Here is a 13,629-nt window from a genome sequence, read left to right as displayed (position 1 = left end):
GGTTTTTTTATGCCTGTCATTCAGGAGCATTGTTAGCTAAAAAGCTTCCCTTTCAGCAGTCCCATGCCTTCAGACAGCAGGTCTTGTTGCTGATTAACCTGTCCGTCAGGTGACAACGTATCGACGACCTTCGGTAAATGCTCGGCAATCAGGTTCGACGCACTTTGCGTGTCGATGCCCAGTTTGGCAGCGAGATCCGCAACGGCAGGGGAGCCCAGCGCGGACGTTATCTGGTCACCCGATACCGGCTGGTTTGTGCCGGTGCTTATCCAGGATTCAACCACTGCACCCAATCCACCCTGCTGAAATTTTGCCAGTAGCCCGGATACGCCGCCTTGCTCGTTAATCCACGTTAATATCGCCTGATAGGTACCAGCCTGTCCGTCCTGACCACCGAACATGCCTGCCACCTGGTCGAATAAACTCATAATGTCATTCCTCACTGTTCACTGCGTGAATTCATCGGCCTAAACCGAAGTGCGTTTAGCGGGATGAGTCAAAATAATGCGAGGCGAGCCTCACAACACTTAAGTATAAAACACCCATCTGGGTTCTGTTTTTCTTTACCTGGAGGGCAGGAGAGAAGGGCTGTCAGGGCCATTCGCTGCTAAAAAGAGCAGCCGTACAGTTATAGACTAAAAACAGATATCCGCCGGGTTAATTTAGTGCTAAAACTGCGCCGGAAAATCCCATCAGAGAAGTCTGTAATGCAGCCGGAACAATTTAAAACAAAGAACGGTAAGCGCTTTATTCTGGCGGTCGCCGTCATCTTTGTCATCGCGTTGATGCTTGTGGGACATGCCACATTTGGCGGGGTAGCCGAGGAGTACGATTTGCCGTATTACGTCTGGTCTAATTCGATGTTCATTATGCAGGCTGCGATGGTGCTGGTGTACAGCATCGTTTTCACGCTGCTGTGCTCCATTCCGCTGGGATTCATTCTGTTAGAGCCTGACCGCGACCAATAGGGGTTTCACCCTGAGCGCCGGGCGTTCAGGAGGCGATAATCCCCTGCTGACGGGTTTTTTTATCCAGATACATGGCGGCATCGGCCGCCTGAATGGCGCTCTCTGCGTCCAGCTCATGCGGGTTGACGTCGATGGTGCCAATGCTGGCGCCCGGGTAATTAATCGTGTGGCCGCTCAGCAGATAGTGGCCGCGGATTTGACGGCGCAGCAGGTCGATAAACGGCGTTTTCTGATCGCTGGACGTGATTTCACAGGCGATGAGAAACTCGTCTCCGCCCAGACGCCCAACGATATCCTCATCGCTCATCACCGAGGCCAGTCGCTGGCCTACCTGCATTAAGAATGCATCCCCGGCCTGATGGCCGTGAACATCATTAATTTCTTTAAAATCGTCGAGATCGATAAATGCGACCAGGACGTGTGATTGGTTCATCCGCGCACGTTCAAACAAAATGTCGAGGTGCTCATAGACGGCGCGTCGATTGGCAAGGCCCGTCAGCGCATCGGTGTAGGAGTGAGCGATCAGCGCCTCGTTGGCCTGACGCAGTTGCGTCACCAATGACTCTTTTTCGATGTAGCGGGCAATCAGGCTCGCGAACAGGTGCAGCACATGTTCGCTGTTAATACTGTAACTGTGCTGGTCGCGGCTGGAGGCGCAGAGCGTGCCATACAGCGAACCATCGGTCAGATGCACGGGCGTGGTGAAAAAGGTGCTGATCCCCAGGGCCTGTGCGGCATGACAGTCCGGCCAGCGGGTTTCCACGTCATTGCTGAAATAGTGCTGTTCGTCCACAGCGCGTTTGCACAGCGTTTCATCCCACGGAACGGCGAAACCTTCCGGGATCTGCATCTCGCTGCTGTTGCGGGCATACACGATATGCTGCAAACGGGTCGCCGTATCGATCCTGGTCAGATAGGTCGACTCCATGTGCGTCACCATCTCCAGCATTTCCAGTAGCTGGCGCACGAGGCTCTCGAGTGATTGTTCGGTGGCGAGGGTTTGTGAGACGCGGGCAAGAATAATATCTGACATGACCTGAAAGCTCCCGTGCAGTAACGGCAAAAACTGCACGCTATGCTGAAAATATCGACTATCTAAAAAGAGTAAACCATGAATACATCACGTTTTATACATCGAATAGGCGAGAATGCGAGACTTCTTGGGCAAAAAACTCATGGATTATGGAATGATGTGTTCTTAGGTCAAGAACGAGAACGCTCCTAATTTAATTTGCAAAAGTGCAGTTAAAATGAAGAAATAGTAAAGATTAAGGCAAATTAGCCGCGCATAAAGGATGCAATATCAATGAAATACGCCGGATTACTGCTGCCAATTCTGCTGGCAGGCTGCACCACCACTGAACAAAACGACGCACCAACCCCGCCAAATGTCGGCATGCCGAACCCTGCTGCGGTCTACTGCCAGCAAAAAGGCGGCACGTCAGTGCCGGTACAAAGCCCGCAGGGCGTGCGTTCAGATTGTAAACTGCCTGGCGGGGAAGTGATTGACGAATGGACCCTGTATCGTCGCGATCATAAGCAATCGTGACAGCACGCTGCTCTCCAGGATACAATTGAAGATAAGATTAATCTTAATTTAAGAGTGTGTGAGAGCAGCATGTTTCAGCTTAAACCGGGCACCCTGGCGATGATCATCGCGGCCCGTACGCCCGCAGGTCGGGCGAATATCGGTAAATCTGTATCGCTGTTTGCCCTTTGCCAGCCGGGTGAACGCGTCCTGAACCCTGTCAACGGCGTGGTCACCGAACTGCCACGTGAGGCCCAGCGAGCGCTGTGGCTGGTGACGGGTGACGTTCAGTCGGCGGACGGTCAGTCTGGTTTTTCATTCGTTCGCCCTGAACATCTGATGCCACTGACGCCTGACATGCTACCCGCCGATGAGCTTGAAAAAGTAACGGAGTAACACGGCTACACCTTCTGGTCCTGTTCAGCAATCCAGGCCAGCAGCGCCGGGATTTGCTCATGTGAAAACACCGCAATCCCATGTTGGCGCAAAAGCGCGGCGGCAACGCCGTTGCCTGCGATTTTTTTGCCGCTAAAACTCCCGTCATAAATTTCCGTACTGCCGCAGGTAGGGCTGCCGTCCGTTAACAGCGCTGCAGAACAGCCCGCGCCTTGAGCCGCCTCGAGCGCCAGCCAGGCTGCAAGCTGATAATGGGCGGTGACGTCAGTTCCGGTGTTTTCGATAATACGCGCCTGGCCCGCCATCACCTGTTCACCCTGGCCGGCGACAATTTCGGCCGACGGACGCGGAGTCGGTAAACCGGCTGCGAGTTCCGGGCAATGAATGACCAGTCTGTCTTCTGCCCGCAACGTTTGCAGCAATTCACCCAACTGCGTTTTGGCGCTGGCGTTATAGCGCACCGGATGCCCCATCAGACAGGCACTCACCAGAATTTTCGTTTTCATCGCAGCTCCGTATTTTCCCGCTGAAAGAGTAATACGAACTGCGAACAGATGAAACGATCGCCAACTGCACATTCTGGGGATTGTTCTGCGCGCAAAACCCCGGTAGGCTGGTGTTCCTTATGTAGTCCGAAAACTGCACAGCATAAGGAACCCTTCATGGAACTTGCTTCGAATAAAAATACCCTACGAATTGCACTGGTCGGCGATTTTAATCCCGAGGTGATTGCGCATCAGGCGATCCCACTGGCGATTGATGATGCCGCCGCCGTTCAGGAACTCACCGCCGATTACGACTGGGTCGCCACCACCGACATTAAAAGCGCTGACGATCTGGTGGGCTACGACGCAATCTGGCTGGTGCCCGCTAGCCCATACCAAAACGCCGAAGGGGCGTTTATCGCCATCCGCTACGCGCGTGAAAACAGCATTCCCTTCCTCGGCACCTGCGGCGGTTTCCAGCATGCGATCCTCGAATATGCCCGCAACGTACTGGGCTGGAACGATGCGGCACACGCCGAAACGGATACCGAAGGCCGAATGGTGATTGCGCCACTGGCCTGCTCGCTGGTAGAGAAATCAGACACCATCGAACTGCGCGCCAATACCCTCATCGCCAAAGCGTATGGTCGCCTCAGCATTGAAGAGGGCTATCACTGCAACTACGGCATTTCACCGGATTTCGCGGCGGAGCTTGACGAAGGCGCGCTGCGCGTCACCGGCTGGGATGAAGAAGGTGAAATCCGCGTGGTAGAACTGATTACTCACCCGTTCTTTGTCGGCACGCTGTTTCAGCATGAGCGCAACGCGCTGGCTGGCCGCCCGGCACCGCTGGTCCATGCGTTTCTTCGCGCGGCAGCAACTTAAGAATCGCCTGCCGACACTTCGCTTGCATGGGCCTACAACGAATGCGTAGGCCCGATAAGCATCGCGCCATCGGGCAATTGGCGTCTACCCGTGGATTTCCCGATCACGTCCTGCTAATCCCCCAAACACGGCCATCACCAACGAGATAACGGCGACCGCAATTAGCGGAATGTGCCAGTCGCCGCTGACGTCATGAATTCGGCCCATCGCCGGAGGCCCACAGGCCGCCAACATATACCCGACCGATTGTGCCATACCGGACAACGCCGCCGCCTGATGTGCGGAACCGGCTCGCAGGCCAATAAATGTCAGCCCAAGGATCATCGTCGCGCCACAGCCAAAGCCGAAGATCAGCGTCCACAACATCGCCTGCTGAGGGAACAGCCAGAAGCCGATGGCGCTCAGGGCGCACATTAGCGCCACGCTGATGGCAATCCCGCGCTGGTCTTTGAGCTTAAACAGCACCAGCGGGATCAGTAGCCCCGGTACGGCGGTCGCCAACTGCAACAAACCGTGCAGAGAACCGGCCTGCGCTTCGCTGTAGCCGTGGCTGATAAGAATGGCGGGCAGCCAGCCTACAATTACGTAATACACCAGCGAGTTAAGCCCAAGGAACAGCGTCACTTGCCAGGCCAGCGCCGAACGCCAGATACCTTTGCTGTGCAGGCTGCGCGCCCCGGTCACCGTGCCCGGCGTGTGATTACGCAACTGCGGTAACCAGACTACCAGCGCCAGCAACGGAAACGCCATCAGCGCCAGCAGTGCGCCGTGCCATCCCGCGCCGCTCAGGGCAATCGGCACCACCACGGCGGAACCCGCCGCTGCGGCAATCCCCATTGTCAGGGAGTACGCGCCGGTCATTTTCGCCACGTGTCCGGAAAAATCGCGCTTGATAAGGCCTGGCAGCAAAACGTTCCCGAGGGCAATGCCGCAGCCGATGATGGCGGTTCCGACGAACAGCAGGCCAGACGAGGGTAATGAACGGACGGCTACCCCGGCGCAAATTAGCAGCAGGGCAACGATCAGGCTGCGCTCCATACCGAAACGGCGCGCAACGCCGGCTGCCAGTGGTGAAATCAGACCAAATGCGAGGAGCGGCAGGGTGGTCAGCATCCCGGTCTGGGCGGTGGACAGCCCGTAGTCGGCACGAATGCTGTCAAGCAGCGGGGCGGCACCGGTAAACGTCACGCGTAAACAGGTGGCGATCAACAGGATGCCCACAATCAAAAGCAGATTCTGGCGTGGGGTTGTCATGGACACAGTACTCATGGCGTTCTCAGTTATTTTTTGGTGCGACTACGATAGCGCTTTTTCGTCATGATGAAATCAAGCTAAAATGACAAATAATCGCTAATATCGGACAAAAGCAATGATGGCAGGACTGGGGCTTGAGGGGTATGAACCCGACAGCCAGCATGACGCTGCGGCGGCGTTTCGCGTTCAGGTTGTGGAAGACGAGCAGTACATCCCAGAGCATCAGCACCGCAAAGGCCAGCTGATCCTGGCCCTGCACGGGGCAATTACGTGCGAAGTGGAAAATGCACTTTGGATGGTGCCGCCGCAGTATGCGGTGTGGATCCCCGGCCAGGTCCCGCACAGCAATCGCGCGACACCGGGTGCCCGGCTCTGCTTTCTGTTTATCGAACCCGGTGCAGCGGCGTTACCGGCGCACTGCTGTACGTTGAAAATCTCGCCACTGGTGCGGGAACTCATTCTGAATCTGGCCGTTCGCCACGAATCGCCGCAATGTGACCCGGCGACGCTTCGGCTGATTCAGGTGCTGTTTGACGAGCTGCCGCAGCAGCCGCAGGAACAGCTCCAGTTGCCGGTTTCTGCCCATCCCAAAATTCGCATGATGGTGGAGAAGATGGAGACGGAACCGGCGGTGTGGCAAACGTTGGGGCAGTGGGCGAGTTATTTTGCGATGAGCGAACGCAATCTGGCCCGGCTGGTGGTGAAAGAGACCGGGCTGAGTTTTCGTCGCTGGCGGCATCAGCTGCAGCTGATCCTGGCGCTACAGCTGTTGATCCGAGGTCAGAGCGTGCAGCAGGCCGCACACGCGTTGGGCTATGACTCTACCACCGCGTTCATTACCATGTTCCGTAAAGGATTAGGCCAGACGCCGGGGCGATATCTCAGCGGGTTGGCTACCCCTTCCCAATAAGTATCGAGACCAGCCCGGCGGCGATAAGCGGCCCGACCGGTACGCCGCGAAACAGCGCCACACCGAGCACGGTCCCCACTAAAAGGCCGGCGACCAGCTGCGGTTGTGTTCCCATCAGTTGAACGCCTCGACCGCCGAGCCACGAGACAAACACGCCGACCGCAATCGCGACCAGCGATTTCCAGTTCACGAACGAGTGCAGCAGCGTTGAGGCGGGCAGCGTCCCGCTGGCGATAGGCGCCATAACGCCGATAGTCAGCACGATAATACCCATCGCCAGGCCCTGTTTTTCAATCCAGGGGAAAAAGGTATTCAGCGGCGTAACGCGCACGATGATCAGCACCAGAATGGAAACGGCGACGGTGGTGTTGTGACTGACAAAGCCGAGCGCCGCCAGTCCCAGAAGAATTAACAGGGTAGGGTCAAACATTTGGGAGTCCTTGCCAAAAAAAGTAAGCCTGTTCACTGTACGCGAAATAGCGTGCATAAACAGGCTGCTATATAACAATCTTATTTTTTTGGGCGTCTGCCCGAAGGTCAGTTTGTTAAGACGCTGACCAACTGACTGCCTTCACGGATAAATACCGGGATTGTCTCCAGCGGCGCGTCCACGGTGATGCGCTCGCCCCCGTGATAGCGTTCGCCGTTGAGAGCGACCCAGTTAGCACCCGCCGGGAGCCAGACGTCGCGCTGACGTTGCCCGGCGTGAATCACCGGGGCAACCAGCAAATCTTCGCCGAACAGGTACTGGTCTTCGATTTCCCAGCTCTGTTTTTCCTGTGGATAGTGCCAGAATAGCGGACGCATCAATGGATCGCCGTGCTGATGCGCGTTGTCATAGAGCGCATCAATATACGGACGCAGTTTTTCGCGCACCGACAGCCAGTGCTGCAGGATGTCGAAATTGGCTTCGCCGTAGCTCCATAGTTCGTTCGGTGAACCGCTGTTACATTGCGGAATGCCGTCGCGGTAGCGCGCCGGGGGCTGAATTTGCGGCTCGCGATAACCGTGCATACGCAGAACCGGGCAGAAGACCGCCCACTGGAACCAGCGGATCAGCAACTCATGGAAGGCGGGATCGTTAATGTTACCGCCCTGGAAACCGCCGATGTCGGTCGTCCACCACGGAATGCCCGCCAGCCCCATGTTCAGCCCGGCGGCAATCTGGTTACGCAACGCATGGAATGAAGAGTGCACATCACCCGACCAGGCCAGCACGCCATAGCGCTGGCTGCCGGCCCAGGAGCAGCGCACCAGGTTGACAATATCCTGCTCGCCATTGGCTTTCAGCCCATCGTAAAAACCCTGAGCAAAATCCCGCGGGTAGCGGTTGCCGACTTCCAGCACCGGGCCTGCGTGATAGCGGTAGTTGTCAAAATCGTAGGCGCGGTATTCCGGCTCGGCTTCATCCAGCCAGAAGAGTTTGATGCCTAAATCGTAGTAATTTTCCTTCACCGTTTCCCAGACAAACTGCCGCGCCTGCGGATGCGTGGCATCGAAGAATGTGGTGTTGCCCATAAAATCGAGATTGACCTGCACGCCGCGCTCGCTGCTGACCAGCCAGCCTTTGGCCTTCATTTTCGGATATAGCGGGCTGCGCGCTTCCACCGTCGGCCAGACAGACACCATCAACTCAATACCCAACGCGCTGAGTTCATCGACCATCGCTTTCGGATCGGGCCAGTCAATCGGATCAAAACACCATGTGCCCTGATTCGGCCAGTGGAAGAAATCAATCACCATCACCGACAGCGGCAAGTTGCGACGACGATACTCGCGCGCCACGTCGAGAACTTCCTGCTGGGTGCGATAACGCAATTTACACTGCCATAAGCCGCTGATAAACGTGGGCGCAGGCGGGGGAGTGCCGGTGGCTTTCGCATACTGTCGCGTGATATCGACGATGCTATCGGCGGCGGTTATCCAGTAGTCCATTTCACCGGTGACGCGGGCCCGCCATTCGGTCTGGTTTTTGGCGAAATTCACTTCGCCAATCGCCGGGTTATTCCACAGCAGGCCATAGCCGAGGCTCGACTGCATAAACGGCACGCTGGCCTGAGAGTTACGCTGCGCGAGTTCCAGCGTACAGCCTTTGAGATCCAGCCACGGCTGCTGATACTGGCCCATGCCGTAGAGGCGTTCCTCAGGGCGCGACTCGAAACGTACGGTCAGTTGATACTTACCGCCCGCCAGCGGCTTAAATTCACGGCCATCAAGCTTCAGGGCGCTGACGTATTTATCCTGACCTTTTTCGCTGGAGCCAATCCCTACAGTTGAGCGCTGCCGCCACATTTCTTCGAGCAGCAGTTCCCCGCGCTGGTTATAGAACGCCAGCTGACCTTTGAGATTAAGCGTGGCGGTAATGTTGCCGTTACGCAGAGTTAAGCTTTCTGCTCCAGAGGTCATTTCCGCGTCACACGATTCGGCGGGAAGCAGCGCCTGTAAGTCGTCAGTAAAATCTGGCGCACAGGTGGCTCTGACGCGAAGACTGTTGCGGCCCCAGGTTTCAACGCGCAGGATCTGGCGCTCAAAGCGCCACTCAATGCTATTGGAATGTGAAATGAGTTCACTCATGGATAAACGGTCCTTTTACGAAATAGGGTGTCTGGCGAGATTGATGGATTTCATGGTGCTGTCGTCGAGCTTGTACCAGCGCAGGGTGGCAAATGCGGCCAGTGAAAGCAGGCCCGGCACGACGGTGAAGAGGGCGATAATGCAGTACATGGCAGTGGAGGTTTGCGCCGCGGCGTTAGGGACGTATCCGCTAAAGCCCAGCGTCCAGCCAACGATAGCCCCGCTGATGGCCATGCCCAGTTTGAGCACAGCCAGGAAGGTAGAGAAAATCACGCCGTCCATGCGTTTGCCCTGTTTCCATTCGGCGTAGTCAGCCACGTCAGCCATCATCACCCACATCAGGGTGGTGGTGGCCTGGTAAAGCGTGGAGATCACGAAGGTGAGCGGCACAAGGACGAAGACGGATTTTGGCGCAAAGAACAGGGCGATACTCAGTACGCCAGCCAGCACGGCGCAGTAGCCGAACATTTGCACTTTGCTGTAGCTGCGAGTCAGGCGTTTGGCCAGCGCGCTACCGGCGGCTTTGCCCAGAATGTGTGCCCCGAGCATCCACATGAAATAACTGGCGCTGCCGAGATAATAGGTGACGAAATACATCATGGCGCCGAGGCGAACAACACCAAAACCAATATTGGTTAATACCAGAACCGCGACGACACGCCACTGATCGTTGCGCAATAAATCCTGTAGTTCGGAGAGGTAATTATTGTGTGTCGCTGGGGCATTAATACGTTCACGGGTATTGGCAAAACAGAACCAGAACATAATCACCGCCACGGTGGCCATAATACCCATTGCCCAGCGATAGCCGAGTAATTTATCCGCGCCGCCTAAGAATTCGGCTAAAGGCATCATAAAGAAAGTGGATAATGCCCCGCCGAGAGTGGCGAGAAAGAAACGATAAGATTGCAGGGAAATACGCGCGTCGTTATCCGGGGTGATCACCGCGCCCATCGAGCAGTAAGGGATATTAATGGCGGTGTACATTAACATCATCAGGGTGTAGCTCACGGTCGCGAAAATCATCTTTCCGTGCAGGTCTAGTGATTCCGGCACGGCGTAGGTGAGCAGGCAACTGGCCCCGAACGGCAGCGCCAGCCACAGCATCCACGGTCTGAATTTACCCCAGCGCGTTTTGGTACGGTCAGCAATATATCCCATCGCAGGATCGATAATTGCGTCAGCGGTACGGGCCAGCAAAAACATAGTTCCGACAAATGCCGCCGGAAGCCCAACCACATCGGTGTAATAAAAGGTCAGAAAGATAATAACGTTATCCAGTCCAATGTGACTGGCCATATCGCCTAACCCATAACTGATTTTTTCTTTACGGCTGATTGTCTCGGTCATGGTATTCACCTTGCCAGTGTAAGGTTTATTTCGGAGGTGTTCTGGCATTGATGGTTAACCATGAGATTAAACTTAACAATTACGAGATTTGGCAATGTACTTATGGAAAATCTTTTTCGTGATACCGGTAACAATAATCATTATTGCTATTGCCAGTTCGGTTTTACGCCATGACGGTAATATTTTTGCGGGCGAATCGTTTCAGTATTTAACGTCGCGTAGGGTGCGATTTCTGCCTGTCATGCGGTTGTCATGAACGTGGCGTAAGACGGATAAGGTGAGCACAGGAGGGTGATGATGTACGATCAACAATTTGCCGAAACGCTGATTATCTTTCTCTCATTTTTAACGGTGGGCGGGATTCTGGTGGCGTCCGTTTTGTACCTGGAAAGACGCCACTGACAGGGTTGTCACTCGGCGCGGCGGAAATCGACCAGTTCTGGCTGAGCGATACGCAGATAATCCTGGGTGTCCATCACGATAGATTTTTCCAGCAGACCGGCGTTAAACGCGATTTCATCGAAACGCGTGAACAGCAAGGGATCGGCCACCAGTTTCAGAGCAGGATGAAAGCTGAACGGCGGGATTGCGCCAAATGCGCAGGCGGTTAGCTCATCCACTTCCGCCGGGCTCGCCAGAGAGGCTTTCAGTCCGCCAAGATGCGTTGCCAGGCGGGATAAATCGGCCTGCTGATCGGCGGCTAAGATAGCCAAAACATGCAGCTTCACGCCGTTGCCTTTCACTTTGCAGACCAGCGCTTTTGCGCCTTGTCCTAGTGCCGTACCGCGAATCTCAGACACCGCTTCGCATTTACCCATCGCTTCATGTTCCATCACCCGAAAACGGGCCTGTTGCTGCTCCAGCATTACCAGCAAATGCTGGTGGACGTCGCGGGAAGTGATTTCAGACATAATGACTCCATGAAAAATACCGGGCTGTCAGGATAGTCTTTCAGAGGAAGTGGGGCAATCGATGCGATAGCCCCACTTTGCAGGTTAACTGGGGGTGCTATTTCGCCAGCAGCTCTTTGCGGACGATTTCAGCCCCGGCGCTTAGGGCATCCAGCTTGCCTTTCGCCACGCCACGCGGCAGGGGGATCATCCCGCAGTTGGTGCAAGGATAGAGCTTATCGGCATCCACATACTGCAGCGCTTTTCGCAGTGTTGCGGCGACTTCTTCCGGCGTTTCGATGGTATTGGTTGCCACGTCAATGGCCCCAACCATCACCTTTTTACCGCGAATGAGCTCCATAAGCTCCATGGGTACGTGGGAGTTTTGACATTCCAGCGAAATGATATCGATATTGGATTTTTGCAGCTTTGGAAAAATCTCTTCATATTGACGCCATTCGGTACCCAGCGTTTTTTTCCAGTCTGTATTGGCCTTAATTCCGTACCCGTAGCAGATATGCACCGCCGTTTCGCATTTAAGCCCTTCGATGGCTCTTTCTAAAGTGGCGATTCCCCAATCATTCACCTCATCAAAAAACACATTAAATGCAGGCTCATCAAACTGGATAATATCAACACCCACGGCCTCTAACTCTTTGGCTTCTTCATTGAGAATTTTAGCGAATTCCCAGGCGAGCTTTTCACGGCTTTTATAGTGATTATCATAAAGCGTGTCGATCATTGTCATTGGCCCCGGGAGGGCCCATTTAATAGGCTGTGTGGTTTGCTGACGTAACAGTCTGGCATCTTCGACGAAGACGGATTTTTGGCGACTGACCGGGCCAACGACGGTCGGCACACTTGCTTCGTAGCGATTACGAATTTTCACTATCTCACGATTCTCGAAATCTACGCCGTTGAGGTGTTCAATAAATGTCGTGACAAAATGCTGACGCGTTTGCTCGCCATCACTGACAATATCAATCCCGGCCTGTTGCTGATCGTCCAGGCACAAACGCAAGGCATCCTGCTTACCGTCGGTTAATTCCTGACCCTGTAATTTCCAGGGTGACCAAAGTGTCTCAGGCTGCGCAAGCCAGGAGGGCTTAGGTAAACTGCCAGCAGTTGAAGTGGGTAATAATTTTTTCATTACAGGTGACCTTATACTTTTCGTCAATCAAAGAACGGAATGAGCAGACCATTGTGCAAGAACAGTTTGATAGGGTTTGATGAAGTGCTGTTCAGTAAATTTCCCTTGTTCAATAGCCAACTGGCTACGTTCTTCGCGATCGTAAACAATGCGTGTCAGAGAATAATCCTGATAGTTCAGGCTGGGTTGATACTGTAGTCCTGCCGCGGAATTAGCATTGTATATCTCTGGACGGTATATTTTCTGGAACGTTTCCATCGTGCTGATGGTGCTAATCAGCTCAAGGTCGGTATACTCACTGAGTAAGTCGCCAGTGAAGTAAAACGCCAATGGTGCAACGCTGTTTTCAGGCATAAAATAGCGAGCCCGCAGCCCCATTTTTGCAAAATAGGTATCGGTCAACGACGGTTCGTCCTGCTGATACTCCGCGCCTAATACAGGATGTTGATTACCCGTACGATAATAGGTATTTTTACTGGAAACGCTCAGGCAAATAACCGGCGCTTTCGCAAAGTTCTCTTTGTATGTGTTTGAATTCACAAAGCACTTAAAGATGTTTCCGTGTAATTCACCAAAGTCATCCGGCAGGCTAAGCTTAGCATTGTTTTTATTATGCGCGGGCAGTAATACGCTGAAGTCATAATCGCGCACATATGAAGAAAAATTATTGCCCAGAATCCCTTCAAAACGCTCATTGGTTTTTTTATCAACAATATGGGTTTTTAATATTTCAATGACAGGAAAGCTATCGGCCTTGCCATCAAGTTGAATATTCAATTGCGCTGTGATGATTTCAAGTTCGACAGAATAGCGATCACCCTTTGGATTATCCCAATGCGCCAGAGAATTGAACCGGTTGTCAATCATCACTAAGGTGTTGCGCAAGTTATCCTGACGCTTCTCACCCCTTGCCAGATTAGCAAAGTTGGTCGTAATACGCGTATTTTCTGAAGGGTTATAATTCTCGTCGAAACGAATACGCTTAAGGGTGAAAGTAAATTCTTTATTCATCGTCATCTGGCATCCTGGCGGCTGAGATAAAACCGGGTTTTAATTCAGCAGTCTTCAAAATTAATTAAATAACAGGATTCAATTTATGCCTGAGTCAGTGATCGAGGAAAAGTGATTTAATTTCATTCAACATGAGCGATATTCATGATCGATTATACGTGAGGGAAGGTGATAAGGCTGAGGTCCAGACTCAAAAACTCAATAGCGGGTTGATTAAGCGGTGCGGAG

Annotated in this window: 16 protein-coding genes; 6 read left to right on the top strand and 10 right to left on the bottom strand. The window is 53.8% G+C overall.

Annotated elements, in window-relative coordinates; translation table 11 throughout:
- Positions 1-32: 32 nt before the first annotated feature.
- On the bottom strand, positions 33-428 hold the full coding sequence (locus MUU51_RS05405) for a YidB family protein (RefSeq protein ID WP_159775276.1): 396 nt from the start codon (positions 426-428) through the stop codon (positions 33-35).
- A 279-nt stretch (positions 429-707) separates the two neighbouring features.
- Between MUU51_RS05405 and MUU51_RS05400 the strand changes: the two genes are divergently transcribed.
- Complete coding sequence (locus tag MUU51_RS05400) at positions 708-968, top strand: DUF2534 family protein (protein ID WP_258967290.1); 261 nt, start codon at positions 708-710, stop codon at positions 966-968.
- Positions 969-993: 25 nt separating this feature from the next.
- On the opposite strand, the gene MUU51_RS05395 is transcribed toward MUU51_RS05400, so the two are convergent.
- Positions 994-2,001, bottom strand: a complete 1,008-nt coding sequence (locus MUU51_RS05395; protein ID WP_159775280.1) for a sensor domain-containing diguanylate cyclase — start codon at positions 1,999-2,001, stop codon at positions 994-996.
- Between the two features lie 273 nt (positions 2,002-2,274).
- Here MUU51_RS05395 and MUU51_RS05390 point away from each other — a divergent pair, with 273 nt between their 5' ends.
- Positions 2,275-2,517, top strand: coding sequence for a putative hemolysin (locus MUU51_RS05390; RefSeq protein ID WP_258967289.1), 243 nt, complete (start codon positions 2,275-2,277; stop codon positions 2,515-2,517).
- A gap of 69 nt (positions 2,518-2,586) precedes the next feature.
- Positions 2,587-2,892: a hypothetical protein gene (locus MUU51_RS05385; protein ID WP_258967288.1), complete on the top strand. Its 306-nt coding sequence runs from the start codon at positions 2,587-2,589 to the stop codon at positions 2,890-2,892.
- 5 nt (positions 2,893-2,897) lie between these two features.
- Here MUU51_RS05385 and MUU51_RS05380 read toward each other — a convergent pair whose 3' ends face one another.
- Positions 2,898-3,398: a 2-thiouracil desulfurase family protein gene (locus MUU51_RS05380; protein WP_258967287.1), complete on the bottom strand. Its 501-nt coding sequence runs from the start codon at positions 3,396-3,398 to the stop codon at positions 2,898-2,900.
- 156 nt (positions 3,399-3,554) lie between these two features.
- Here MUU51_RS05380 and MUU51_RS05375 point away from each other — a divergent pair, with 156 nt between their 5' ends.
- Positions 3,555-4,262 carry a CTP synthase C-terminal region-related (seleno)protein gene (locus MUU51_RS05375; RefSeq protein ID WP_159775288.1) on the top strand — a complete coding sequence of 236 codons (708 nt, stop codon included), beginning with the start codon at positions 3,555-3,557 and terminating at the stop codon, positions 4,260-4,262.
- Positions 4,263-4,346: 84 nt separating this feature from the next.
- Here the strand turns inward: MUU51_RS05375 and MUU51_RS05370 are convergent, their stop codons facing one another.
- Positions 4,347-5,516, bottom strand: a complete 1,170-nt coding sequence (locus tag MUU51_RS05370; protein WP_374684566.1) for a CynX/NimT family MFS transporter — start codon at positions 5,514-5,516, stop codon at positions 4,347-4,349.
- Between the two features lie 115 nt (positions 5,517-5,631).
- Here MUU51_RS05370 and MUU51_RS05365 point away from each other — a divergent pair, with 115 nt between their 5' ends.
- A complete protein-coding gene (locus MUU51_RS05365; RefSeq protein WP_200849713.1) occupies positions 5,632-6,426 on the top strand; it encodes an AraC family transcriptional regulator in 795 nt (264 codons plus the stop codon).
- Here MUU51_RS05365 and MUU51_RS05360 read toward each other — a convergent pair.
- From MUU51_RS05360 to MUU51_RS05350, 3 genes are all read right to left on the bottom strand, one after another.
- The gene (locus MUU51_RS05360; RefSeq protein ID WP_159775292.1) at positions 6,410-6,856 is read right to left on the bottom strand and encodes a DUF441 domain-containing protein; all 447 of its coding nucleotides are present in this window, start codon (positions 6,854-6,856) and stop codon (positions 6,410-6,412) included. The genes MUU51_RS05365 and MUU51_RS05360 overlap by 17 nt on opposite strands.
- Positions 6,857-6,963: 107 nt before the next feature.
- Positions 6,964-9,000 carry a glycoside hydrolase family 31 protein gene (locus MUU51_RS05355; protein WP_258967286.1) on the bottom strand — a complete coding sequence of 679 codons (2,037 nt, stop codon included), beginning with the start codon at positions 8,998-9,000 and terminating at the stop codon, positions 6,964-6,966.
- A 15-nt stretch (positions 9,001-9,015) separates the two neighbouring features.
- On the bottom strand, positions 9,016-10,350 hold the full coding sequence (locus MUU51_RS05350) for a glycoside-pentoside-hexuronide (GPH):cation symporter (protein WP_258967285.1): 1,335 nt from the start codon (positions 10,348-10,350) through the stop codon (positions 9,016-9,018).
- Between the two features lie 297 nt (positions 10,351-10,647).
- Here MUU51_RS05350 and yoaI point away from each other — a divergent pair, with 297 nt between their 5' ends.
- The gene (yoaI, locus tag MUU51_RS22125; protein ID WP_309582916.1) at positions 10,648-10,752 is read left to right on the top strand and encodes a small membrane protein YoaI; all 105 of its coding nucleotides are present in this window, start codon (positions 10,648-10,650) and stop codon (positions 10,750-10,752) included.
- A gap of 8 nt (positions 10,753-10,760) precedes the next feature.
- Here yoaI and MUU51_RS05345 read toward each other — a convergent pair whose 3' ends face one another.
- The 3 genes from MUU51_RS05345 to MUU51_RS05335 all read right to left on the bottom strand — a co-directional run bounded on the left by MUU51_RS05345 (position 10,761) and on the right by MUU51_RS05335 (position 13,401).
- On the bottom strand, positions 10,761-11,261 hold the full coding sequence (locus tag MUU51_RS05345; RefSeq protein ID WP_258967284.1) for a YbaK/prolyl-tRNA synthetase associated domain-containing protein: 501 nt from the start codon (positions 11,259-11,261) through the stop codon (positions 10,761-10,763).
- A 97-nt stretch (positions 11,262-11,358) separates the two neighbouring features.
- Positions 11,359-12,390, bottom strand: a complete 1,032-nt coding sequence (locus MUU51_RS05340) for a methionine synthase (protein ID WP_159775300.1) — start codon at positions 12,388-12,390, stop codon at positions 11,359-11,361.
- 27 nt (positions 12,391-12,417) lie between these two features.
- Positions 12,418-13,401, bottom strand: coding sequence for a DUF1852 domain-containing protein (locus MUU51_RS05335; protein WP_258967358.1), 984 nt, complete (start codon positions 13,399-13,401; stop codon positions 12,418-12,420).
- Positions 13,402-13,629: the final 228 nt, after the last annotated feature.

It is taken from the genome of Scandinavium manionii (assembly GCF_024764775.1).
GTDB lineage: Bacteria > Pseudomonadota > Gammaproteobacteria > Enterobacterales > Enterobacteriaceae > Scandinavium > Scandinavium manionii.
The sequence above is the reverse complement of the archived record's forward strand: the minus strand, read 5'-3'. Positions and strand labels throughout refer to the sequence as shown.

Bases quoted from the DNA above. Each gene is read 5' to 3' on its own strand.
- MUU51_RS05405 (WP_159775276.1), bottom strand. From the start codon at position 428: ATGAGTTTATTCGACCAGGTGGCAGGCATGTTCGGTGGTCAGGACGGA.
- MUU51_RS05400 (WP_258967290.1), top strand. From the start codon at position 708: ATGCAGCCGGAACAATTTAAAACAAAGAACGGTAAGCGCTTTATTCTG.
- MUU51_RS05395 (WP_159775280.1), bottom strand. From the start codon at position 2,001: ATGTCAGATATTATTCTTGCCCGCGTCTCACAAACCCTCGCCACCGAA.
- MUU51_RS05390 (WP_258967289.1), top strand. From the start codon at position 2,275: ATGAAATACGCCGGATTACTGCTGCCAATTCTGCTGGCAGGCTGCACC.
- MUU51_RS05385 (WP_258967288.1), top strand. From the start codon at position 2,587: ATGTTTCAGCTTAAACCGGGCACCCTGGCGATGATCATCGCGGCCCGT.
- MUU51_RS05380 (WP_258967287.1), bottom strand. From the start codon at position 3,398: ATGAAAACGAAAATTCTGGTGAGTGCCTGTCTGATGGGGCATCCGGTG.
- MUU51_RS05375 (WP_159775288.1), top strand. From the start codon at position 3,555: ATGGAACTTGCTTCGAATAAAAATACCCTACGAATTGCACTGGTCGGC.
- MUU51_RS05370 (WP_374684566.1), bottom strand. From the start codon at position 5,516: ATGACAACCCCACGCCAGAATCTGCTTTTGATTGTGGGCATCCTGTTG.
- MUU51_RS05365 (WP_200849713.1), top strand. From the start codon at position 5,632: ATGATGGCAGGACTGGGGCTTGAGGGGTATGAACCCGACAGCCAGCAT.
- MUU51_RS05360 (WP_159775292.1), bottom strand. From the start codon at position 6,856: ATGTTTGACCCTACCCTGTTAATTCTTCTGGGACTGGCGGCGCTCGGC.
- MUU51_RS05355 (WP_258967286.1), bottom strand. From the start codon at position 9,000: ATGAGTGAACTCATTTCACATTCCAATAGCATTGAGTGGCGCTTTGAG.
- MUU51_RS05350 (WP_258967285.1), bottom strand. From the start codon at position 10,350: ATGACCGAGACAATCAGCCGTAAAGAAAAAATCAGTTATGGGTTAGGC.
- yoaI (WP_309582916.1), top strand. From the start codon at position 10,648: ATGTACGATCAACAATTTGCCGAAACGCTGATTATCTTTCTCTCATTT.
- MUU51_RS05345 (WP_258967284.1), bottom strand. From the start codon at position 11,261: ATGTCTGAAATCACTTCCCGCGACGTCCACCAGCATTTGCTGGTAATG.
- MUU51_RS05340 (WP_159775300.1), bottom strand. From the start codon at position 12,390: ATGAAAAAATTATTACCCACTTCAACTGCTGGCAGTTTACCTAAGCCC.
- MUU51_RS05335 (WP_258967358.1), bottom strand. From the start codon at position 13,401: ATGAATAAAGAATTTACTTTCACCCTTAAGCGTATTCGTTTCGACGAG.